The organism is Mycoplasmopsis verecunda (assembly GCF_033546915.1).
In the GTDB taxonomy this organism is placed as follows: Bacteria; Bacillota_I; Bacilli_A; order Mycoplasmatales; family Metamycoplasmataceae; genus Mycoplasmopsis; species Mycoplasmopsis verecunda.
The window spans coordinates 695,332-720,314 of the sequence record NZ_CP137850.1 but is presented as its reverse complement, the minus strand read 5'-3'; the positions used below and the strand labels follow the sequence as shown (position 1 = coordinate 720,314).

The 24,983-nt window shown below is 24.5% G+C and carries 14 protein-coding genes and 1 pseudogene; 11 read left to right on the top strand and 4 right to left on the bottom strand.

What is annotated here, in order from left to right:
- Nucleotides 1–35: 35 nt before the first annotated feature.
- A complete protein-coding gene (locus SAM46_RS02700; RefSeq protein ID WP_318635565.1) occupies nt 36–1,049 on the bottom strand; it encodes an IS3 family transposase in 1,014 nt (337 codons plus the stop codon).
- A gap of 237 nt (nt 1,050–1,286) precedes the next feature.
- Here SAM46_RS02700 and SAM46_RS02695 point away from each other — a divergent pair, with 237 nt between their 5' ends.
- The 6 genes from SAM46_RS02695 (at nt 1,287) to SAM46_RS02670 (ending at nt 6,281) form a co-directional block, all read left to right on the top strand.
- A complete protein-coding gene (locus tag SAM46_RS02695) occupies nt 1,287–2,708 on the top strand; it encodes an HsdM family class I SAM-dependent methyltransferase (RefSeq protein WP_143826144.1) in 1,422 nt (473 codons plus the stop codon).
- Nucleotides 2,701–3,195 carry a restriction endonuclease subunit S gene (locus SAM46_RS02690; protein ID WP_159442420.1) on the top strand — a complete coding sequence of 165 codons (495 nt, stop codon included), beginning with the start codon at nt 2,701–2,703 and terminating at the stop codon, nt 3,193–3,195. The genes SAM46_RS02695 and SAM46_RS02690 overlap by 8 nt, the downstream gene beginning before the upstream one ends.
- The gene (locus SAM46_RS02685; protein WP_078747356.1) at nt 3,173–3,727 is read left to right on the top strand and encodes a restriction endonuclease subunit S; all 555 of its coding nucleotides are present in this window, start codon (nt 3,173–3,175) and stop codon (nt 3,725–3,727) included. The genes SAM46_RS02690 and SAM46_RS02685 overlap by 23 nt, the downstream gene beginning before the upstream one ends.
- Before the next feature lie 108 nt (nt 3,728–3,835).
- Nucleotides 3,836–4,216: a YigZ family protein gene (locus SAM46_RS02680; protein ID WP_318635564.1), complete on the top strand. Its 381-nt coding sequence runs from the start codon at nt 3,836–3,838 to the stop codon at nt 4,214–4,216.
- Nucleotides 4,209–5,585, top strand: coding sequence for a M17 family metallopeptidase (locus SAM46_RS02675; protein WP_078747358.1), 1,377 nt, complete (start codon nt 4,209–4,211; stop codon nt 5,583–5,585). Before SAM46_RS02680 ends, SAM46_RS02675 begins: the two co-directional genes overlap by 8 nt.
- The gene (locus SAM46_RS02670) at nt 5,586–6,281 is read left to right on the top strand and encodes a PQ-loop domain-containing transporter (protein WP_078747359.1); all 696 of its coding nucleotides are present in this window, start codon (nt 5,586–5,588) and stop codon (nt 6,279–6,281) included.
- A gap of 134 nt (nt 6,282–6,415) precedes the next feature.
- Here the strand turns inward: SAM46_RS02670 and SAM46_RS02665 are convergent, their stop codons facing one another.
- Complete coding sequence (locus tag SAM46_RS02665) at nt 6,416–7,429, bottom strand: IS3 family transposase (protein ID WP_318635563.1); 1,014 nt, start codon at nt 7,427–7,429, stop codon at nt 6,416–6,418.
- A gap of 332 nt (nt 7,430–7,761) precedes the next feature.
- Between SAM46_RS02665 and SAM46_RS02660 the strand changes: the two genes are divergently transcribed.
- From SAM46_RS02660 to SAM46_RS02645, 4 genes are all read left to right on the top strand, one after another.
- Nucleotides 7,762–10,182, top strand: coding sequence for a S8 family serine peptidase (locus SAM46_RS02660; RefSeq protein WP_078747337.1), 2,421 nt, complete (start codon nt 7,762–7,764; stop codon nt 10,180–10,182).
- On the top strand, nt 10,169–11,611 hold the full coding sequence (locus tag SAM46_RS02655; protein WP_078747338.1) for a hypothetical protein: 1,443 nt from the start codon (nt 10,169–10,171) through the stop codon (nt 11,609–11,611). Before SAM46_RS02660 ends, SAM46_RS02655 begins: the two co-directional genes overlap by 14 nt.
- 67 nt (nt 11,612–11,678) lie before the next feature.
- Nucleotides 11,679–14,147, top strand: a complete 2,469-nt coding sequence (locus SAM46_RS02650) for a S8 family serine peptidase (RefSeq protein WP_078747339.1) — start codon at nt 11,679–11,681, stop codon at nt 14,145–14,147.
- A gap of 1 nt (nt 14,148) precedes the next feature.
- Nucleotides 14,149–16,050, top strand: a complete 1,902-nt coding sequence (locus SAM46_RS02645; protein WP_078747340.1) for a hypothetical protein — start codon at nt 14,149–14,151, stop codon at nt 16,048–16,050.
- A 282-nt stretch (nt 16,051–16,332) separates the two neighbouring features.
- On the opposite strand, the gene SAM46_RS02640 is transcribed toward SAM46_RS02645, so the two are convergent.
- Complete coding sequence (locus tag SAM46_RS02640) at nt 16,333–17,544, bottom strand: IS30 family transposase (protein ID WP_318635562.1); 1,212 nt, start codon at nt 17,542–17,544, stop codon at nt 16,333–16,335.
- Between the two features lie 519 nt (nt 17,545–18,063).
- On the opposite strand from SAM46_RS02640, the pseudogene SAM46_RS02635 reads away from it, so the two are divergent.
- Nucleotides 18,064–19,290, top strand: a pseudogene (locus tag SAM46_RS02635) (IS256 family transposase).
- A gap of 119 nt (nt 19,291–19,409) precedes the next feature.
- Here SAM46_RS02635 and SAM46_RS02630 read toward each other — a convergent pair.
- The gene (locus SAM46_RS02630; protein ID WP_078747349.1) at nt 19,410–24,923 is read right to left on the bottom strand and encodes a hypothetical protein; all 5,514 of its coding nucleotides are present in this window, start codon (nt 24,921–24,923) and stop codon (nt 19,410–19,412) included.
- Nucleotides 24,924–24,983: the final 60 nt, after the last annotated feature.

Sequence of the window (24,983 nt, the reverse complement as noted above, 5' to 3'; positions counted from 1 at the left end):
TATTTGGACACTTCCCTCCAAATGAATGTGTTTTTTTATGCAATTAAATTTGCATATTGGTTAGGTGATAATCAACCTAAGTTAGATTGAATTCTTTCGCTATTATAAAATTGAATGAATGTGTCAATAATTGATTTTAATTCATCAAATGTTATGTTGTTAAAATTTACAAATTTCAAACATTCTGATTTTAATATCGAAAAGAAATATTCTGCTTCTCTATTATCTAATGAATTACCAACTCTACTCATTGAAACAATACCGTTATTTTGAGCTATTATTTCATTATATAAATTTGATGTATATTGATAACCATTATTCGAATGAATAATTCAACTTGTATTGAATTTAATATCTTTTATATGTGATATCACTAAGTCATTATCATTTCTCGTTGAAATATTGTAATTTATAATTCGTTTTGTTCTGTGCTCAATAGCTATAGATAAAAATATATGATTGAAATATTTCTTCAAATCAAATGGTGCTGGAATATAAGTTACATCAGTAGCCACAATATTTCTTCCATTAACATCGTTATAATCCCTTTTAACTGAATCTTTAGCATCAAAGTTTGTATTTTTAAGTTCTCTAACTCTAGTCTTTTGTCTTACTTTGCAAAATAAATTTAACTTATTCAATTTTCTACCAACAGTTCTACTAGATAGAGTTATATTATATTCTTTCAATAGCATAATAGCTATTCTAGCCTTGCCATATGTTTGATTATATTTATTATGTAAAGTCTTGATTTCCTCAGCATATTGGATTTCTTTTTCAGATGGCTTTTCTTTATTCATAAGATTATAAAATGTACTTTTAGACATATTAAAAGCTTTAGCAACTTCTTTCTTACATGATTTCATTTCTTTGATTTTCTTTAATATATCTGTAGGAATTTCTTTTGTTATTTCACCGTATTTTTGTCAGATTTCTAATATTTGAATCATATCTTCTTTAGATACTTTATCTCAGTTTACTTTATTATTTTTTTCTTTTCTTCCGCGATTATCTTTTGCAAATTTTACAGTTTCAATTTTATTATACATAGTATTTAAATTATATTGTTTTATTTTAACAATTACTTGATATAAGTTTTGCTTACTTATGGTGCAATTTGTTATTAATTTAAATACATTTATAAATTTCTCATATGACAATGAACAATTTTCTAAAAGTTCAATTGCATATTTACATCTCTTAATTTGTTAATTAGTAATTTCAATATTATTGATTATTAACATATTATTTTTTATGTGTCCAAATAATATGTCCTAGTTTAAAGTATGGAATATTACAGAGATTTATTTCAAAATAAGAAAAACGAAAAAGAATTAGTAATGAAAAATACTTATGAATTAAATGAATTACTTCATAAGTATGGCATAAGAGAAGATTTGAGAAGTCAATTTATAGGAACTTGTCTTCTTGCTTTAAAATCAGGCTTAATGTATGATGAACGAATGGAAACATCACAAATAATTTCAGGAATAGAAGATAAATTGTCCATTTTATTAAAAGACACATTTAATAAGGCAGAAAAAGTAATTATTTTAAATAAAAAAGTGCTAGATATTCAAGATATAAAATCATTAGAATCTAAAAACTTAATAAACATACTTAATTTTGTTAAAGAGAAAATTTTGCCTTTCATAAATGATAGAAGTAAGGCAGGACAAGATATTTTAAATTTATTTTTTACGACTTTTAACAAATATGTAGGAAAAAAAGATAAAAATCAAGCTTTTACACCAGACCATATAGTTCATTTTATGTCGCAAATATGTGAAATTAATAGAAATTCAAGAGTTTTAGATCCGTGCTGTGGAAGTGGAGCTTTTCTAGTTAGAGCTATGGTTGATGCTATAAATGATTGCGAAAACGACCAATGCATAGCAAACATCAAAAAAGAACAAATTTATGGTATCGAATATGAAGAAAAAGCATTTGGATTAGCAACTACAAATATGTTAATTCATGGTGATGGTAATTCTAATATTTATCAAAAAAACTGTTTTGATGTATCTGATGATGAATGAAAAAAATGAGATATAAATGTCGTGCTAATGAATCCGCCATATAATGCACAGAAAAAACATTCATATCCTATATATGCTAAAACATGAGACTCAAATAAAAAACAAGACCCGTCAAAAGGATTTCATTTTGTTGAATTCATAGCATCTAAGGTTAATAAAGGAATTATGGCTGTATTGTTACCTACCGCATGTGCTATCGGCGGAAAAAACAAGGATATTTTGAAATATAAGAAAAAAATGCTTGAAAATCATACCTTAAAAGCAGTATTTTCTTTACCACAGGAGATTTTTTATCCAGGTGCTTCTGCAAGTGCATGCTGTATGGTTTTCGAATTAGGAAAACCACACAAAAGCAGAAAAATAAAAGAAACATTTTTCGGCTATTACAAAGATGATGGTTTTACCAAGAAGAAAAATATAGGAAGAGTTGAAAAAATTATTGATGGCAAAAGTGCTTGAGATTCTATTGAAAAAGAGTGACTGGATTTATATTTTAGAAACGAAGAAGTTCCTGGACTATCTATTATAAAAGAAGTAGATTATAATGATGAATGATTAGCTGAAGCATATATGGAAACCGATTATTCAAAATTAACAGAGAATGATTTCATTAAAACAATCAGAGATTTTATTTCATTTAAAATCAAAAATGGAGAACTTGATGAGTAAATTAATAAATGAAAATAATTTGAATTATTTTAAATTATCAGATATTTTTGAAATTAAAAAAACTAAGAATATAAATTCAGACGATCTAGAAAATGGGAATATACCTTATATAACTAGAACAGCATTAAATAATGGTGTATCTAAATTTGTTGATAGTGAAGGATATGAAAAGTACAATGGAAATTGCATTATTATTGGTGGTGAAAGCGCATTAGCTTTCTATCAGTCTAATTCATTTTTAACCGGTAATAATATAACAATGCTAAGAAATGATAAACATTTAAATAGAAATATAGGACTTTATATTGTAACAATTTTAAATAAAGAAAATTTTAGATATTCATATGGAAGAGCTTGAAATAAGACAAATATAGATAATACAAAGATAAAATTGCCATCAAAAATTGAGAAAAATAAAATAGTTCCCGATTGAGATTTTATGAATAATTATATAAATAATTTATATGATAGAGAGAGAGAGAGATAGAGTTGCTCAATCAAAAGAAAATGCATTAATTAAAATACTAAATACCGATTTATGAAAATATTTTAAAATAAAAGATTTATTTACAATAAAAACAGGAAAGGATTTAATATATTCAGATATTGATATTGATCCTAATAAACAATTTTTTAATATTATTAGTCATTCAACAGAAAATAATGGTGTTATTACACAAGCAAATAAATTGGAAAATTATGATTTACAACAAGGTGATACATTATCATTATCACATATAGGTGTATTATGAGCATTTCTTCAATATAAAGAATATTATCTAGGCACGAGAACAAAATCTTTAATTCCAAAATTCAAATCTAATAGATATATTCTTTTATTTATAGCTGTAATGATAAATAAAGAAAGTTATAGATTTTCATATGGTCGTGTAGGAAGAGATAAAATACCTAATTTAAAAATAAAACTACCAGCAACAATAAAGAATGGTAAAGTGTTACCAGATTTTCAATATATGGATAATTTTATTAAATCACTTCCTTATAGTAAATACATTTAATAATAATCATTAATAAATAATAATTGAAATAAGTAGGTCAATAAAAAGCCTACTTTTTTGGTTATTTAATGTATAAAATACTAATTTATTTTATAATTTATCTAAATTATGACTACAGAAGAATTAATTGTTAAAAAATCCACATTTCTCGGTTATGTTTATGATATTTCATCTAAAGATGAAGTTAAACAAATTCTAGCTAATTTAAAGAAACAACATAAGAAAGCTAGACACATTTGTTATGCTTATTTAATTAAACAAAATGGTGTTGAAACTGCTGGGTTTTCTGATGATGGAGAACCTAAAGGAACAGCTGGAAAACCAATTTATGATTTAATAAATCTTAAAGGTGTTTCTAATGTGCTAGTAGTAGTGGTTCGTTATTTTGGCGGCATACTACTAGGAGCTGGTGGATTAATCAGAGCGTATCGAGATAGCGCTTCTATAACAATTAATAAATTTCTGCATGAAAAGGAGAATAATGATTAAAGTTAACTATAATAATAAATCTTCTGCTTTAGTTTTAAAAGCAGCTTATGAAGGAATTGTATTTCCTAACTGAGTAGGAAAAAAACAAGGAAAAATTACAACTAATTTAGCTCAAAATGAAGCTTATATATTTTTTGATGAAAAACATCAATCACTTGATGAAATTAAAAGCTATTTTAAATCATTACCCGAAAGTGTAAATTACTCATATCAAGTTGATGTAGCTTCATTTGTTCATCCACAAGTTGGAAATTATAATGAAGTACTAAAAGCTATATATTGTTCATTAGCTTTTGGTTCAGCTAAATTATTCAAGAAAACAAATCAAAAAGAAGAAAAGAATAAGACTGAAGTTTCACTTTATTTAGATAGAAATGATAAAGAAATAAAACAAGAAGTTAAAAAACTTGAAATTTTAACTAAAGCAATAAATGACACAAGAAATTTACAAATTATGCCTGAGAATTTCTTAAATTCAGAACAACTAGCATCAGCAATTGCTTCAGATTTTAGTTCTATTCCTAATTTGGATGTTAAGGTTCTTACTAAAAAAGAAATTGAACAATTAAACATGGGATTACTTCTTTCGGTTAACAAAGGTTCAACACACGAACCGCGTGTTGTGATAGTTACATATAATGGAAACAAAATGCATAAAAAAGACCATATTGCTATAGTTGGTAAAGGTATTACTTTTGATACTGGAGGTGTTAATACTAAAGGATATCATATGGAAGGAATGAAATATGATATGTCTGGTTCAGTAATAGCTGCTTATGTTGTAAAAGCACTAGCACAAATGAAAGCTAAAGTAAATGCTTCAGCTATTATGTGCATTACCGATAATAGAATCAATGCTGATGCTTCACTTCCAGAAAATGTATATCAATCTATGAGTGGAAAATGAGTTGAAGTAGTTGATACAGATGCTGAAGGTAGATTAGTTTTAGCTGATGGTATCTTTTATGCTGCTGAAAAATTAAAACCAAGTACTATTATTGATGTTGCTACTTTAACAGGATCTATTATAGTAGCATTAGGAAATACATATAGCGGTATATGATCGACAAATGATGATAAATTTAAAGTATTTGCTCAAGCTGCACAAAATGCACAAGAAAAAGTTTGAAGAATGCCATTACATGAAGATTACAACAAAGGAAATAAAGGATCAAAAGTTGCTGATTTAGCATCATGGTCATCTAGAGTTAGAGTTGATTCATCACAAGCTGCTATGTTTTTAAAAGAATTTACTAAAGACATAGACTTCATTCATTGTGATGTAGCGGGAACAGCTGATGTAGCAGGAGAACCACAAGGAGTTTTAGTAGCAACTCTTGTAGAGTATGCATTACTAAATCAAAAATAGATGGCAGTTTTTGAAATTATATTAGGAGTTTTAGCTTCACTACCAGTCTGGTTTGGTGTAGCTAGATTAATAAAAACTAAAAAAGTTGATGGGTTTGCTGTTAGCAGCATTATGGTATCTGAAACTGGTTCTTGATGTTATAGTATTTGAGGATTTAATCAAGGATTTGACCGTTTAGCTATATTAGTTTCAGGTGCAGCTAATTATTTAGCTAATGTTATTTTAATGAGTGTGTATTTCTATTACAGCCGAAAAGAAATAAACGTTAAAGGATTAAAACTTTCGCATTTACATCAACTTATTTTAAATGCTACATTTTGAGTAAGTATTTATATTATAGGAGCTTTAATATTTTCGCTAGTTCCATTCCGGTCAAAAGAATTTGATGCAACAATGTCATTTTTAGCTCCGATGTTAATAGCTGTAGCTGTATCACCACAAATAATTAAGACAATTATTACCAAAGATGTTAAAAACCTCTCATTAATAATGTTTTTAATACATCAAACATTATGTACATGTTGATTAACATATTGAGCAATAGAAACATCAAAAGATGCTTCAGCTGCTAATATTATTGGATTAGTAGCACAAATATTCTTCTTTATTATTAATGCAATACAAGTATTTCTTATTATTTGAAACAGATATGTTAAGAAAGATAAAGATATTGTATATAGTAAAATTGAACAATAAAATACTTCCAGTCTATATTTGACTGGATTTTTAATTTATTTAAAATAATTTGAAAAAGTTAAAAAAATAACTATTTTTGACAATTAAACATGGACACATTATTTGGACACTTCCCTCCAAATGAATGTGTTTTTTTATGCAATTAAATTTGCATATTGGTTAGGTGATAATCAACCTAAGTTAGATTGAATTCTTTCACTATTATAAAATTGAATGAATGTATCAATAATTGATTTTAATTCATCAAATGTTATGTTGTTAAAATTTACAAATTTCAAACATTCTGATTTTAATATCGAAAAGAAATATTCTGCTTCTCTATTATCTAATGAATTACCAACTCTACTCATTGAAACAATACTGTTATTTTGAGCAATTATTTCATTATATAAATTTGATGTATATTGATAACCATGATCTGAATGAATAATTAAACTTGTATTGAATTTAATATCTTTTATATGTGATATCACTAAGTCATTATCATTTCTCGTTGAAATATTGTAATTTATAATTCGCTTTGTTCTGTGTTCAATAGCTATAGATAAAAATATATGATTGAAATATTTCTTCAAATCAAATGGTGCTGGAATATAAGTTACATCAGTAGCCACAATATTTCTTCCATTAACATCGTTATAATCCCTTTTAACTGAATCTTTAGCATCAAAGTTTGTATTTTTAAGTTCTCTAACTCTAGTCTTTTGTCTTACTTTGCAAAATAAATTTAACTTATTCAATTTTCTACCAACAGTTCTACTAGATAGAGTTATATTATATTCTTTCAATAGCATAATAGCTATTCTAGCTCTGCCATATGTTTGATTATATTTATTATGTAAAGTCTTGATTTCCTCAGCATATTGGATTTCTTTTTCAGATGGCTTTTCTTTATTCATAAGATTATAAAATGTACTTTTAGACATATTAAAAGCTTTAGCAACTTCTTTCTTACATGATTTCATTTCTTTGATTTTCTTCAATATATCTGTAGGAATTTCTTTTGTTATTTCACCGTATTTTTGTCAGATTTCTAATATTTGAATCATATCTTCTTTAGATACTTTATCTCAGTTTACTTTATTATTTTTTTCTTTTCTTCCGCGATTATCTTTTGCAAATTTTACAGTTTCAATTTTATTATACATAGTATTTAAATTATATTGTTTTATTTTAACAATTACTTGATATAAGTTTTGCTTACTTATGGTGCAATTTGTTATTAATTTAAATACATTTATAAATTTCTCATATGACAATGAACAATTTTCTAAAAGTTCAATTGCATATTTACATCTCTTAATTTGTTAATTAGTAATTTCAATATTATTGATTATTAACATATTATTTTTTATGTGTCCAAATAATATGTCCTAGTTTAAATATGGAACAAAATGTGGAAATAATATCATTTAATTATTCATTACTATAAAACAATATAATAATAATATATTAAATAATTACAATTAGGCGGTATTAAATGAATTTTAAAAAAATATTTAAAACATTATCTATTTTATGCGGTACATCCATCGTAGCATTGCCGTTTATCAGTGCTAATACATCAAGGTACAAAAATTATGTAAATCAAAAATATAGTTATTATTTTGATAAATTAAATTTATTAGATGATATTCATAATCAAGATCAATATCAAAATAAACCAATAGGTATTATAGATAGTCAATATGTGGATTATGAAACATTTAATAATAAAATTAAATACAAAAATCAAAATATTTTTTATATGAACCCTAATGTTTTGACTGAAAATAAAATAACACAGAAACCAAGTGATTTTTTTATTCGTGGAGAACACACAATGGAAAGAATTACAAATGATGACAAAAAATCTCAAGGTATTTTAGATGGATCAGAACACCCAAACACAATAGCAGATATGATGACTGGGAAAAATGGTATATCAAAGAAATCAGATATTTATTCTGCAAGATACCTTATTAATTATAATGAATTAAAAGGTAATAAATGATATGCATATCAGAAAGAACAAAATAAACAACTAGTTAAAATTTTAAATGGTTTTTTAGTCAATGATGTTAAGACTGTAAATATTAGTTTAGGTAATAAAGCAATTTTTCATCAATTTTATCTTTATGAGTTTTATCCAAGATTAGAAGCCTTTACTAAATTTATCGAAAAGAGTGAACAGAATCTTTGAAATAATGATAATGAATATTGGAAACAATTATTAATAACAAATTCCATTATTGATAAAGACATAACAAATAATTCCATTAATTTTAAGGAGCTAGCACTATATTATTTAGTTGCATATGAATATATATTTAAAGATAATAATACTGGCACAGAAATGTTTAATTTTTGAAAAACTTATATGGATTATGATTTTGCTGATGCACAATTATTTATTACTAAATATGACATCAATATTACAAGCAAATATAAATTCCCTAATGAATTAATTGAAAGTTTTAATCAAAATACAACTGATTATAAATTAAAATTCTTTGAACAAATTGCTACATATTTTGTTAAGTATATATGAACTAATATTTTTGAGGAAAAATCAGAATTTAATTCAATTATATTTAATAAAAAACTTAATGATTTTTATCGGGATAATTTCTTATTTAATTCATTCTCAAGTATTATTGACTCATATGCTTCGAGATATAATATAAAATTTGTAATTTCTGCTGGTAATAGTGAAGAGTTTTTATCTGTTATGCGTTTTATAGCTAATACACTTAAAAAGAATAATATAAAAAATAAATTTATAGATACAAATTATGATATATTAAATCATCATCAACCTAATAAAAATTCAAAAAATGCAATTTATGTAGGTGCGATTGCTCCATTTGGATATACAACTAGATACTCAACACAAGGAGAAGCAAAAAGAGACGATTATCCACTAGTAGTGGCACCTGGTAAATATAATCCAGATTTGAAACTGATCTATGAAAAAGGAATATCTACAGAATTTAGTGGTACAAGTTTTGCTGCACCAATGTTATCTGGTTTTATAAATTTATTAGAAAGAAAATTAGGAAGAACATTAAGTGTAGCTGAACTAAAAGCTACTTTAGCTTCTAATTCAAGACATTTATCACCCTATAATAATGGAACATATTATTATTTTGAAAATGATAATGACACTTTTAATGGAGCAGAATATGAAGCGATTCATGAAAATAATGCATTGCATCTATCAGGATATGGAACTCCAGACTTTAAAAAGGTTTTTAATTCATTAAAAAATACAAAAAGCACTCAAATAAAACTTAAAAAATATGAAGATAATTTATATGTTACACATAAAGTATTTGAAAATAAAGTTATAGCACATAATGAAAATATTCAATTACACGATGCACAAAAAAACAAATCTGAAAATATAGCTTTATCACTTAATGAAAATGATATAGAAGAAATTTTTAAATTCTTCGAGGAAAATACTACATATGATAAATTATTTATTCCTATTTTAGATTTAATCAATATATCAAAATTCGGAAACAAGCTTAATAATATTAAAGTATCAATCGCTTGAAATAATAATATGACCAAATCATTTTGAAATAATCTTAAAGAAAATAATATTAGCTTAAGAGACGACTTTATAGAATCTATAAACATTTTTGATCTTCAGATTGAAACAAAATTTGGTATTAAAAAAGAGCTTCAAACTAAACCATTATATAGTGATGGAAGAAACTCAGTAGTGGAACAAATATATCTTACTAAGGATTTAATTGATAGATATTTATCTGTCCCAAAAATATATTTAGTTGTAAATAAACCAAAAATATCAGATCAAAATCTTAAGGCTTTCAAGCAATTAATGATTAACTATTTCAAAACAAATAAAATATATTTAAGTTCGGAGGTTACTGTTTATGAAAATAAATAAAAATATTTTATTATTATCTTCATTTGTTTTATTAAGTAGCATCCCATTATCTATTTCATGTGAAACAAAAACTACTAAACAACCGCCATATAAATCTAGACTTGAATTAAAAAAAGAATATATCTCATTGTTAAAAAGCAAGATTAATGAAATATTAAAAAATGATGATTATCAAGCTGCAAATAAATTAGTTGAAATATCAAATAACCGTTCATATATTTTAGAACAAAAAATAAATGAACTTAATAAAATCAATGTTATTAAAAATGAATCAAAAATATCAAATTTAAATATCAAGATTCCAAAATTTAATGATGAATATATTAAAATTGGTAATAAATATTTATCATCTTTTGATAAAAAACACAATTTAGCAAATAACAGTGAAAATATAAATTCTTTATTATATTTATTATTGCTTAATTCTAAGACACTAAATCATTATTTTAATAATAGTAATAATGAAAATGCAGATAAATTGCCTTCGATGAGATTTTCTGAATATCAAATGACGATAAATGACGTGGGAAATGAAACAATAACAAGAACTCTCAACTTTAACAAAATGCTTGACATCATTAATTATTTAGCCTTTTATCTATACACAAGAGAAAATATATATGAAACAACTCCCATTGGTGAAAAGATAGTTAATAAAATAGAAAAAATTAAAATTCGTCCAATTGACCTTCAACTAAGAGGAATTGAAATTGAACCAAAAGGTGCTCCAGCTGATTTTGCTAAATATTGGGAATATTTAATAAATAACAATGGGGAGATTATTGAAAATTGAAATATTTTAGATAATGAACCAGTAAGGACAAAAATTGACTACAAAGAATTAAAATATTTAAGTGATCCAATGGCCTTAAATTATTTCATGAGTAATCAGCAGTATAATGCAGATATTTATTCAAATATAAAATTAATTACTACATTCGGTGCAATATTTTTAAAACCAAAATATTGATTTTTAATAAGTCCGTTTGATACTTTTGATTATCAGACTCAAGGAAATTATCCAATTTCACTTTACAATAAAGATGACTTAAAGCCAAGTCTAAATATTCCATTATTTAAAACATTAAATAAAATAAATGAGATTGATTTTAATTATGTTCCTAATAACGATGTTAAAAAATATGAAATTTTAGATATGGATACTTATAAAAATTATTTTAAATCATTAATTGAGTTATACCCAAATGTTGTTTTAAAGAGAAATCTCGAAATTTCGATAAGCTATACAAAAAAATTGAAAAAATATATTGAAGAAAATGATTCAGAGTTTGCAAAAATAATAAACACAGCCTTGGCTAAGAAATTAAATATTGTTGATAATGATTTTCATTTAAAACAAAGAGAAAAAACAATTCAATTACTCAACTATTTAGTCGCATTTGCTGATGAATTAATCAAACAACTTTAAGACCATATAAAAGCATATAAGTTTTTATACTGAAAATATATAAAAAATTTCAAGTTAAGAGGTATATATGAAATGAAAATTCTTTACTCCTATAATGGGAAGTTTAATCATCTTGCCATCATTTGCATTGGTATCAGCTAATACTAATGATGAAAAACAAGATTTACAATTTATTAACAATATTGTTGATATTAAATTAACAAATGAACAAATAAATGTTTTTCGCAATTTATTTCAACATTATTATCAAAAATTAGGTGTTTCAGAGTGAAACAGAAATTTTTCTGCTGATGAAATAGATTACAATTCACCATATAATAAAGTTGGCATTTTAGAAGTTAATAATGAAAAAATGGATTATTTGCTTTCTAACAAAAAGAACTTTAAAATTAATTATTACAATTATCCAATTACTAGTAATAAGTTACATGGTGCAGGTGTAACATCAATTATAGGTACAGATACCGGTATCAACCCAGATGCAAATATTTATTATGCTTCTTTTTATCTAAATAATAAGGAATCGCCAAAAAATAATCTTCGTGGAATTTTTGAATGATTTAGAAAAAATGGTGTTAATATCGTGAACTCTAGTACTGGACCAAGCTTTGAAGTGAAACCAAATATCGAAATACTTCAAGAGAGAAATAAATGAATGAAACATCAATCAAAAATAAGTAAGTATGAAATAACAAAAGATAATGATGATAAAGAATTAGCTGATGAATGAGATTATGTAGTGGACTATGATACAAGAACAGATGCTGCAGCAAAATTTAATAATCCAGAGCATTATCAAGAATTAATTGAACATTTAGAATCACTTGCTTATTTAATGGAATTTTATAAATTTATTCAATCCAATAAACCAAAAGAAAAAACAGAATTTGAAAGGCTGATCGATGAATATACAACAAAATATAATATGATTTTTATTCGAAGCTCATCAAATAGAAATACTGATAAAGAAAAATTATTTTTTCTTCTAGAAAACTTTACTAATAATTACAAGAATATAAAAGATCACATAATTTCATATCAAAGATTTATAAATGATAAAACATGAATGGGATATTTAAATTATTATAATATCAATAATTCAAATAAATATAACACTGAACAAATTCAACAAAACAAGACAAATTTAAATCACATTATTAATTTAGTTAATTATTTATTTAATCATAACAAAATGCTTTATTCACTAAAATTAAGATATAGTGATAAGTATAGCAATAAATTTGCTCCTTGAAATTTTAGTGATGATTTTGATAAATATCATTTCGGTAGTGGAACAAGTAATGCGATTTATGTTGGAGCATTAAATTATAATAACCAGCCGACTAGATTTAGTTCATTTCTTAATAAAAAAGATTATTACCCTTTAATTTCTGCATATGGCTTGTTTGGCGAATACTATAACCCTAAAAATGTTTATGGTATTGAGCCATATATAAAATATGTTGATGATGATAAAAAGCAAAAAGTTGTCTTGGATGATGATTTAATTGGTTATAAAAATAAATATCTAGAAAAACGCAGTATCAAATCAGAATTTATAAAAAAATATTCTAAAAATGATAAAAACTCTAATTTAACTGAAGTAGAAGAAGAATTCAACAATTATGTGGAATATTTAAGTTATTTTAGTGGTACAAGTATGTCATCACCGATGATTGCTGGATTATTATCATTGTTTCAAACAAAATATAAGGTTATATTAACACCAGAGGAAGCAAGGTTATTACTTGTTAATTCATCTAATTATGCAAGCACTTCGATTGAAAAAGTGTATATAAGAGAACTTGATTATGAAATAAATAAAGAATTCTGAAAAGCAAATCATAGTAAAAATAAGACTGGTTATGGAATTCCTAAATTCTTTAAAATGAAAGAAATATATGATGCATCAATTAAATCATTAGTAAGCAATGGGCAAAAAGTTAGTGATTTATTAGGAAGTGGTTTCAACGAATATGTTATAAAACAAGAATTTAATGATTTAGGAATAAAAGATCTAGATAGATTAAAATATACAGCATCATTTAATAATGTTTCATATGATGAGTTGATTAATAATTACTTTATGAAATGGGCGAATAATAATTTTGATAGAAAAATATTAAATGCAGTTTATAAACATTTAAAATGACACGAAGAAAATAAAGGATATTATCAATCAAGTAATGTTGTGGATCTTGAAGCTATTGTTAAATTTATCGATAATGAAGGACATATATTTAAAAGATACAAATGAAGTAATTCTTCAAATGCTAATGTTGAACAAATTTATTTTGGAAAATATAGAAATAAAGACTATCCTGAACTCACAATAAATATTATATTTAGACAATTTTTAGATATTATTTCATCAATAACTGAATCGTATCGTTCTAGACATTTCAAAGAGGAAAATTATGTTTTTATGTTTGATGGTATCGAATTAAAAGATGTTAAAAATTTACTCAGAAAATTATATAAAAGATTTGTAGATGAACATTTAAATTACAAGTATATTTTGGAGGTTAATAAATAATATGACTAAAAAAATGCGAAATTTAGCTATCATATTTGGTACATTGACTGCGACATCAATTATTGCTATAACAACAGGAGTTGTGATATCTGTTGAAAAAACTTCTAAAAATAAGAATAAAAAAATCTCTGAAATCAATCAATTATTAAGTAATTTAAAAATACAAAAGAGAGTTCGTAATGATACTTCAAATCTTTACGACATGGATACATTTAAATCTGTTTTAGAAGATTTATGAGATAGAACAAAAAACAATTATTTTCCACCAATAGATTTAGGATTTATTAATATAGTTATTGAAAATATGGTTACAAAGAATAATGTTTTCCAAAACGGTTCCAAGAACGATAAAATAAAAGCATGAGCAAATATCAATATAACAAATAATATAATTAATGATTTAAGCAATCCATCAGCTGGACTATTAATCGATATTGTTCCAGCACAGCAAATTGACCTTAAAGATTATTTATCCCTAGTGAATAAAGTGACACCAATTGACGCAACTAAACATTCAGAATTTATTGAGTTAGCACCAACATTGCAAACAATTAATACAGAAACAGAAACTAACGATTTCAAACGAGATCCAAAGAATTTAGAAACTATTCTTTATTATCTAAAAAATAGCATTATTAAAAACCATCCAGAAATGCAATTAAATATGTTGAATACTCTTGACTTAAATTATCTGATTAATAAACCTAAAAATGTTAAATATGATACTAAATGATGAGAAGCTGAAAATTTATTTTATGTAAATAAATATAAAAATCGGAACATAGACAAAAAAGCAAATTTTCCAGATTTTACATCAGGATACCAGATATTTGACAATTTAATAAGAGAAAATAATCAAATTTATTCTCCTAAAAAGTTTTTGGATGAAAATAAAGAACCTATAAACCCGATAAAAGATATTGAAATGGTAGAAGTGAAGCTTCCATATAATACATTAGGAGAAGTATTAAATAGTAATATCGATTCAGATATTAAGAAATCAGTATCTAATTTTGTTGTAAATGCACTTAATTCATATCATTTGAATTTTCAAATAATCTCACAAGATAATGATGAAAGATTATACAACTCTCCTATTTTTGATGATTATGTATCTAAAAATAGTAATCAAAAAATTAAGTTTTACAAAATAAAAATTCCATTATATGCAGATTATGGTAAACCTAAATTGCAAACAATTTTTAGAAAGCCTAATACAATATTATTAAATTACTTTCCAGTTGAATATGATGAACATAATATGTATAAAATTCAGCACATGGATATAATAGAGAGATATTATGAATTTGTAAAATGAGCAACACCTATTTTTGAAAAACAAGCCCAAAGAGTTCTTGATAGTGAAAATTTAGATCGTTATCAATATCTAGAAGTACTAAAACAAGCTAATGATGATGTTTTTAAAGTTAAACGTAATATTCCTGCAACTATTAACAAAAATCAACCAGTTAAAACTGTTGAATATATTGTTCCTATTTTTGATAATGGAAACGGTCTTGAACTATTGGTAAATACTCGCAATGATTTTAATTATCTTTGAGTTGATATTTATAATATGCATAAAAGAGTATTAAGAAATTTCCAAAGCAGTCCTCAATCATTTTTATCTTCTTCTAATTATCAGCTTGACGAAAATAATTCTGATATATTATCAAATAATAGAATAGTTTTAGATGAAATTAGACGTAAATTTGGTGATTTAAGTTCATTAAGTACATTAAACTTATCAACATTAACAGATTTTTCTGATGAAGAGTACTTAAAATATTTTATGTCTCAAATTAAGGAACAAAATATTGATATTAATACAAATTTAATTGATTGGAAATCAATTAAGAAATATGATCCACCATTAGGTAATAAACAAGATTGAAGTAAATAAAATTTTAAATTATAAGGCTAATGTAATATTGGTTTTTATAATAATTAACAAAATAAAATAATTAGAATCCGTGAAAAATAAGTATGTAGCTATTAGCCACCTCAATTAAATTCTACAATAATTTTCCATCTTGTATCACAAAAAAATCATTTATTAATTAAAAAGTTGAAAGTCCACCTAAGTGGTAAATTGAGTAGTTCCTCAATATTGCTGTATAAATTTTACAAAAATGTTCCAAAAGCGTGAAGAAAAATAAAGCCTGAGCTTAAAATTCTTTGTTATTTAGACGAAACTGTTGAAATATTTAGAAGTTTTTAACCTGATTATTCTGCCTGTTTTATCATCAATAAAATCACGATATTGATCATTTATTGCGTTGAACATTTGTGAAATATATTCAAAATTAACATATCTCGGAAACTTGCCTTTTGGTAGAAAGTTTCTGATTTTTTTATGAGCATTTTCTATGCTTCCTTTTTGTCATGATGAATATGTATCGCACTTGTAAATAACAGGAATTTCTCTTATTTCATTTAACTTCACATTTTCCGAACCATTGTCTATGGTTAGAGATAAAATGGTTAAATTGTGATGATTAATCAATTTAAGAAGTGATTCTTTTATTGAATCTGCATCTCGCCGAGTTAATATCCCAAATAACATTCTTGTCTTTCTTTCTAGCAAGGTAAGAATGCAATATTTAGCTCTTAAATTAAGAATTACTGTGTCCATTTCATAATGTCCAAATTCTTCTCTGTTTCTAATTGTTAATGGTGCGAGATGAATAGAAATACCAAAGTTAATTTTCTTAGATTGCACTCCTTTAGGCTTTTCTCTTGCCACGTAGTTTATCTCAATTAGATTTTGAAATACCTCTTTTGATTTCAAAATAAAAATAGAGAAATCAACATCTTTAAATATTCTTAATTCATAAAGTAATAAAAAAGCTTGTGGCGTAGGTATAAAAGCATTTTTATCCTTCAATTGTTCTTTATAGTAATCCAAGAATGTCGTTACTGATATTAGTGGTTCAAATTTCTTTTCATTATCTGAAAGTAAAATACCTTTAGATAATTTTCTCTTAACGATTCTGTGTTGTTTACTTCAAAACCTTCAGAAGCGAACAATATCATCTCATTTTGAAATTGTGTTTTCATGAATTTGTTGAACTGGATTTTGAACATTTTGCATTTTGAGCTGAACTCATTCACGATGTGAAACTTTAAAAATTGTTGTTAGTCTATTTTTACAATTACTGCAAAATTTGTATGAGTCTTCTGCTGTGTCATTTCACATAGCTAGTTTTAAATTTTGCTTGAGAACTTTAGCTGATACGTTCATTGTTTTTGAAATATCATTCAGTGTTTCATGTGTTGCGAAATTTTTAAACATAATAGCTAGCTTTTCCATGTTGAAATGAGTTATATTTTGCTCTCTGAGTTTGTTTATGTCCTTATGGATTTTGTTTATTTCGTTATCATTTAGTGAATCCATTATTGCAAAATGATAATATGCTTCTCTTTGAGTTTTTGATATAACCGTTTGATATACTTTTTCCTCAATTTTTATGCAAAATACTCTTTTTTTGTTATACTTCAAATCTATTAACATTATAATTAAGTTAGTTCCTTCCTTTAGATTTGCAATTTTATTATACAAGGAACACAAAAAAAGCTGTTAGCTCACGATTAGGTGGATTGACAGCTTTTTAATTTATACCACACACCAATTTTTCACAGTTCCAATAATTAAATAAATACTCGATTTAAAAATGTAAAATATAGACAATATTTATTTAAGGAGAAAAAATATCCTGTGTTTCCAAGTTGCAAATGTTAAAAAATATATAGCCCTACTGTATAGAGTTATATTTTTTTACACACTTAAAATTACACAGAAAAACCATCTGATATTAATGTTTTTATTTCTCTATATAAATCTATTTCACTTCTAAATCGGGAGTAGTTCAAAAGTTGTGTAATCACTCTAAAAATAAAGGAGTGATTTTTTGTTATGATTTTTAAAAGAAACAAATTATTAAGAAATGAATTTTATAAATGAGGTAATGATATGAGAGAACTTAGTTATCTTATCAATACAAATATTGAACAAATTTCAAATATGATGCAAAAAAGTATTATTGAAGAAATTGATGCATATATTGAACATACAAAACAATATACATCGACACCAATATACAAGAATGGTTACACAACTCGCTCGATTTACACATTAAATGGTGAAATCACATTAGAAGTTCCTAGATTAAGAAATGATAAAAGATTTTGTTCACAAATATTAAGTAAGTATCAAAAATGTCATAAAGATTTTGAACATTTAATTGCTGTTCTTTTATCACATTTTAATTCTTATGATTTCATTATTAATATAATTTATCAATTAACTGGAATCAAAATAGGTCATTCAATAATTGCAAGAATATCAAAAAGACTAAAAGAAAAATATTTAGAAACATATGAATTTCAAATTGAATCAGACATTTATGCTTTATTTGTCGATGCTTCATATCATAAAGTAAAGAGATGATACAACCTAAAGACCGGAGAATACAAATTGGAACTTTGTTAAACAGATAATATTAATGAATGAGTTCAACAAAGTATCAAATTAGCCTTATACATAGCAATTTCCATTGATTCAAATGGTAGGAAACAACTATTAGCAATTGATACATCTACTGTTGAGTCTAGTAAAAATTGATTTGACTTTTTAATGAGAATCAAAGAACGCGGATCTAATGATCCAAAAATTCTTATATGCGATGATTTTAGCGGAATCAATAATGTATTTGGTTCAGTTTTTCCTACAACATTGGTGCAAAAATGCAATTTTCACAAAATACAAAATGCTCTTAATGAAGTTCCGAGAAAAGAAAGAAAAATCATTGCTCCAAAAATTAAAATGATATATGAAGCAAAAGATATAAACGAAGCATACAGAAACTTTGTTTTGTTTCAAAATGAATATGCTAAGAAATATAAAAGAGTGATTAAAGCGATTGAAAATTCATTAGATGAGATGCTTACATTTTTCGATTTACCTAAAGGTTTAAGAAAGCATATCTATACAAATAACATATGTGAAAATTTTAATTCAGCACTCAGAAAATACGTAAAAGAAAAAAGCTCACATTACGATGCCAAATCTCTTAAAATGTTAGCAATCTTAGCAAGCTTTCTCATAACGCGCACTTGAGAGAACAGAAGAATAATCTTCTAATAAGTGCTTATATATTATATAATTTTATCAACTAGTTCGAGTGTAATTACACAAAATTTGGACTACTGCCGATTTTTTAGATTAAATTGAAAAACTATTAAAGTAAATTATTCAGTATCTTACAATGATGTAAATAGTTCTTCTATTAGAATATTAAATTCTTTAGAATTGATTTTTGAATATGAATCTTTGTCGAATAAAAAGCTTGGTTCAGAATTAATAGTATAAGTTTTATTTGCATCGGCATCTTTTAAATTATATTCCACTCAGTATATACCTGAAATATCGCTAGTTGGAATATCATATGCAACATTTCATTTATTAATTGAATTACTTAAAGTTACTGAATGAAGAACTTTATTTTCTTTTGTTTTGAAGTTAAGGAAGTGTATTTTTGCTGTACCTTCAAAATTTGAATCTGACTCGAATACAAAATTTCAATTTAATGATAGACGTTTTGAATAATCTCAATCATCTTCATTCAATGTAGCATTTGTGTTGTTATTATTTATTAATAAAGGATTGATACTTGGAGATAATCCGTTTTCAGCAACATTTAATTGCATTATATTTGAATTAACTTCCAAATTAGTTGATTCATTTTTTATTTTAATAAAGAAATAACCATGTGGATTATTAACGATTGATTTATTGATTTTTAAAGCATCTAAATAAACATTATCTAGTATTTTTTGTCATTTATTTGAATTTTGATCTAGCAATGTATCTGAAAAATATAAATCAGCTTTTAATGATTTGGTACCACCTTCAAATAATTGTTTGAAATTATTTAGTAATGATATTTTAAATGTATATCCATAGTTGTCATAAATACCTTTTGTTATTCTTTCATAAGGTGGTAATTTACGTAGTCATATCACTTTATTAGCTTTAGAAATCATCTTATGATTAATAAGTTCATTATAAGATTTTTTAACAAGAGCAATTTTTTCTTTATATCAATTAGTAGTTTGTTTAGTATGTAACTCTTGTATAACTTGTTCTAATATATTAAAGAAATCATCTTTATTTTTCTTAGTAATTGTATATGGTAAATCATCTTCACTAACTGTTACTGAGTTTGTTAATATAGAATAGTAATTAATTTCATTATCTAAATCTTGATATGTGTAAATAGTATTAGATTCAAAAAACTTACTAATTTCATTATTGTTTATTTGAGTTTCTATATCCTTATTGTCATCTCAAGTTACATAAAGATTGTTATTTTTAATATTGAAATTATATAATTCTTTATTTTTAGAATTATCTATATAAAATTCCTTATTAGTATTGGTATTGAAATCATGTACTATAATTCCGTAACCTTTTTGTTGATTGTAAAATGGAAAGATAATGAAATTATGAGTGGTAAAGAATTTAACCGAGTTACCCACATTTCTTTTATTACCGGGAGTAACTTTGTCAATTGCATTTTTAATAGAATTTAATAGCGATTCACTTAAGCCTAAATTGTCAATTTGATATGTTGAATCAGTAAATTTTTGCTTAATAATTTTAATTTCTGATGGTAATAAGTTAGAATAATTACTGCTTCAATGTCTTTGAGTATATTCGATACCATATCATAAACCATTTACAAATTGGAATCTAGGTACAATTTGAATCTTTTTAACTCTTTGTTCAGTTCCCATAATAGTTGCTTTATTAAGATATAAACGCTCACTATTATAAACTACATCACCTTCCATATAGATACCATTATATGGTATTCCATATAAGTTATTAAATGTATAGGTAGAATCTCATGATTCGTTTTTTTCAAATTGACTAGCAGATGGTGAGGTAATAGCATCTGCATAATAACCTGTATTGTCAAATGACAATAAATATTTATTTGAGATTGTATTTTGAGTATAGTTAACATCAGAATCGAATCATTTGTATTTGTTAGAACCAGGTGATGGTAAATTATTATCATCAACTGGTAACTTCATTCACACAACCATATGTGCATCTGTGTGACCTTGTTTATCTGTTACTTCGGTTCTTCCAGTAGGTCAAGCGAAAGCAGTAATATTGGCCGCATTTAATAAGAATGAATATGATGTTGCTATATCTTTACATACCCCAAAATGTATTGTGATTTTTTTATCAAGTGTTGTGTTATTACCTTTATATGAGAATCAAGTTCTAACATATTTAAATAGGGCTCAAGCTTTATCCCATTCACTCATTCCATCATTCAATTGTGCTAAACCATCATGTAAAAATCTTGATACTTCATCACGATATTGGCTTGGTATGGTTCATTCATCCATTCAATTTAAGTTAAATTGTGTTTGTACTTCATTAATATACCATGTACGGTTATTAATATATTCTTCGGTATTATCAAACTTAGTTACATCATAAACTGTTCCATCTTGATCTTTATAGTTCATTGTAAAGTAATTAGATGAAACATTGAAATTAGGATAGTAAATATTTCTTGTTGAAAGTCATTCGATTCAAGCATCACCAAATAGTCTTGTTGTTATAAAACGGTTACCAAAATTAAATTTCTTTACTTTATCTCTTGCAAAAATATCAAACATATCAAGTAAATCTTGTTTTGTTATTTCGCTATCCGGTTTTTGAACTAAAGGTGCACTTCCTCAATCGAATTTTGGTTCGTCATTTGGTTCGACTTTCGAATTATTTTTTATGTTTTCATCTAAAATGGCTTTATTTATTTGATTTTGATATATTTCTGTAGCTACTACAAGAATTTTGATAATATCTGAAATTTCTTTAGATGTTTTATGCGATATATCTTGATTTAATAAATTAATTTTTGCATCAATATCATTTGTTTCTAATTTTCATCTAATAAATTCATTTTTTAATTGATTTAGTTTAGGTTTGTAATCATTTAATTTTGTTATTTGTAGCTTTTTATTATAAAGTTCATTTTGAATTTCTATTTTTGTTGCATTTGCATCAATAATTCATTGATTTAAATTTGAATATCTGTTTACATTAAATGAAATTTTACTTCTTAATAAATTAATATAATCATTTATTTGCTTATTTACTGATAATAATTCATTATTTGATGAAATTCAGGACGTTAGCTCATTTACAATATTATTTATTTCTTTTGTTTTATTAGCTATAGCTAAATTATATGCTTTCAATACATTATCAAAATCAGTGTCAAATTCAGAGTATAAGATTTTTATCTTATTTAATTCACTTAATTCTACTAATGTTAAATCGTTAATAGTATTAAAACTATTAGTTATATTTGTGTATTTATTTTTAATATTAATAATTTCTTGATAATTATCATCAGGTAGATTTAGTATTTGGTTATCAACTTTATTTTTATAACTAATTGTTTCTTCCAATGATAATTTGAAATCAGATATTTTTTTATAAATATCCTCTAAACTTTTTAAATCTTCACTTATTTGAGGAATTGTTTTTTCATCATAAGAATTCAATTTCGTTAGGGTATTTTTTATTTGATTATCAAAACGATCAAAATTAAGTTTGTTTGTTCTATATACTGAATTTAGTGAAATGATTAATTGATTTATATTATTAACAACTGATTTATTATTCGCAATACTATTTTGAAACATTTTTTCAAAATCATTTGCAATAGTAGTTATTTTATTTGAAAAACTATTTAATTTCTCGTTTAATTGGGTGGATGATAATAAATCATTATGAGAAGTTAAATTGCCTAATTCATTTTGTAATTTGTTGCTATATTGATTTTTATTAAGTTTATCTAACAATAAATTAGCTTTCGCAACTTCTGAAGTAATTTTTTCAAAAGCTGATTTTTTACTTTGAAATTCAGGATTAACAATATTTGTTTTATAGTTTATTAATTCGGTAGCTGCGCTAGAAATTTTAGCAATATCGGCTTGTAAATTAATGTTATTAAATTCTTTGATTTTTTCATTTATATTATTTTTGATATTTGAGAATTTTTGATCAAGTCCTTTGTTAAAGTTATCAAGCTGATCAAGAATATTTCTGAATCTTTTAAAAGTTGATTCTTTATCTCCTTTTACTATTTCTATCTTGCTTTCTAAATCATTAATTAATAATTCTAAATCTTCATATAATTGTTTTAATACAGGTATTGTTGTATCGTTATCAATCTTTGATACTTTGCTTATCAATACGTTTAGTTTATCTAAATTAATGTTTAATTGGTTTGTTGATATTTCGGTGCTTAATGTATTTGCTACTGCTTTATATTCGTTAATTTTGTCTTTTAGATTTCTAATTTCGTTGTCAATACTTATATTATTTTTAGATATTTCGTTTTTTAATTGACTAATTAAGGTTAATATTTCATCATTAGAGAATGTAGTAATGTTATTTTCTAGCTTAGACAATAAATTACTAATATTATTAGTATCTAAATTATGCATCACTAATTTATTAATGTTTTCTTGGGCGATACTTTTAATTTCGCTATAATCAGCAAAAATTCTATCTTTTGCTCTAATTAGTTGTTGTCAATAATTTATTTTTGAATTTAAATTTTGAATATTTTGATCTATCAAAGCTATACTGTTATATTCAGTTTGTAAGTTTGTTACATAATCAACTATCTCTTCATTTATTTTTATAAGATATTTCTTTTTACTTGATTCTTCTGAAATTTTGTTAGCCTGTTGAATTAGAATACTTAAATCATTATTTTTCTCTGTTTTAATGATTGAAACTTCATTATTAATTTTTTCTATAAGTGTGCTAATTTTTGCAGATAAATTATCAATTTTACTTAATTCATAATTAGTCGGAATATTTGAAATTAATTTAGATGAATTAATTAATGCATTAGCTTCTTTATCAATATTGGTCTTATCGGTTAAAAATGAAAAATTTTCATTTTTAAGTAAATTAACGATAATATTTGTTTCACTCAATAAATTATCAATTAATGTATTTCTTACATTGGTTGATATATTTGATAATTCTGAAATAATATTATTTATTTTAGTAACAGAGCTAGATGAAATTGTATTTTGTTTTAAATCAGTTTCAATTTTTAAAATTTCATCTTTATGTAGATTATATTTATTTAAATTAATTGATGTTTCTTCTAAACTTTTGATAATTGAATTAGCTTTTTTAATTTGTTCAACTATTTGTAATTTTAAATTTTTATTATTGTTTTCAGTTTCTTGAATTCCTTTTATTTTATCATCAATATTTTGAAGAATTTTTTTCAAATCAGATTGGCTAGATAAATAATTATTAAAAACTGTATTTTTCATATTACGAATATAATTTAATACATCATTACTATTTTGATCATTAAGCATCTTATTTAATTGATTTAGTTTATTATCAATTGACTTAAAATAGCTAATATTATCAAGCACATTATTTATTTCTGCAATATTTTTATTGAGTAATTCTGTACTAAAATCATTTGTATTTTTTAAATATTTATCACTTAATATTTTGCTTAAATCCAGCAATGATTTTGATGAATTATTAGATTTTATTATTTCTACTTCTTTTTTAAGATTGGATTTAGCAATATCTAATTTATTTATTAAATCATTATTTTTGGTATATTGGCAAGCTGTCAATATCGATGTGGTAGTTAAAAGTGCAATACCACCAAATATTAAATTAATTTTTTTATTTTTCATTTTGCACTCCTTGTTAAAAAGAACTTAAACTAATTTTTTAATTGTATTAATTTATTGATT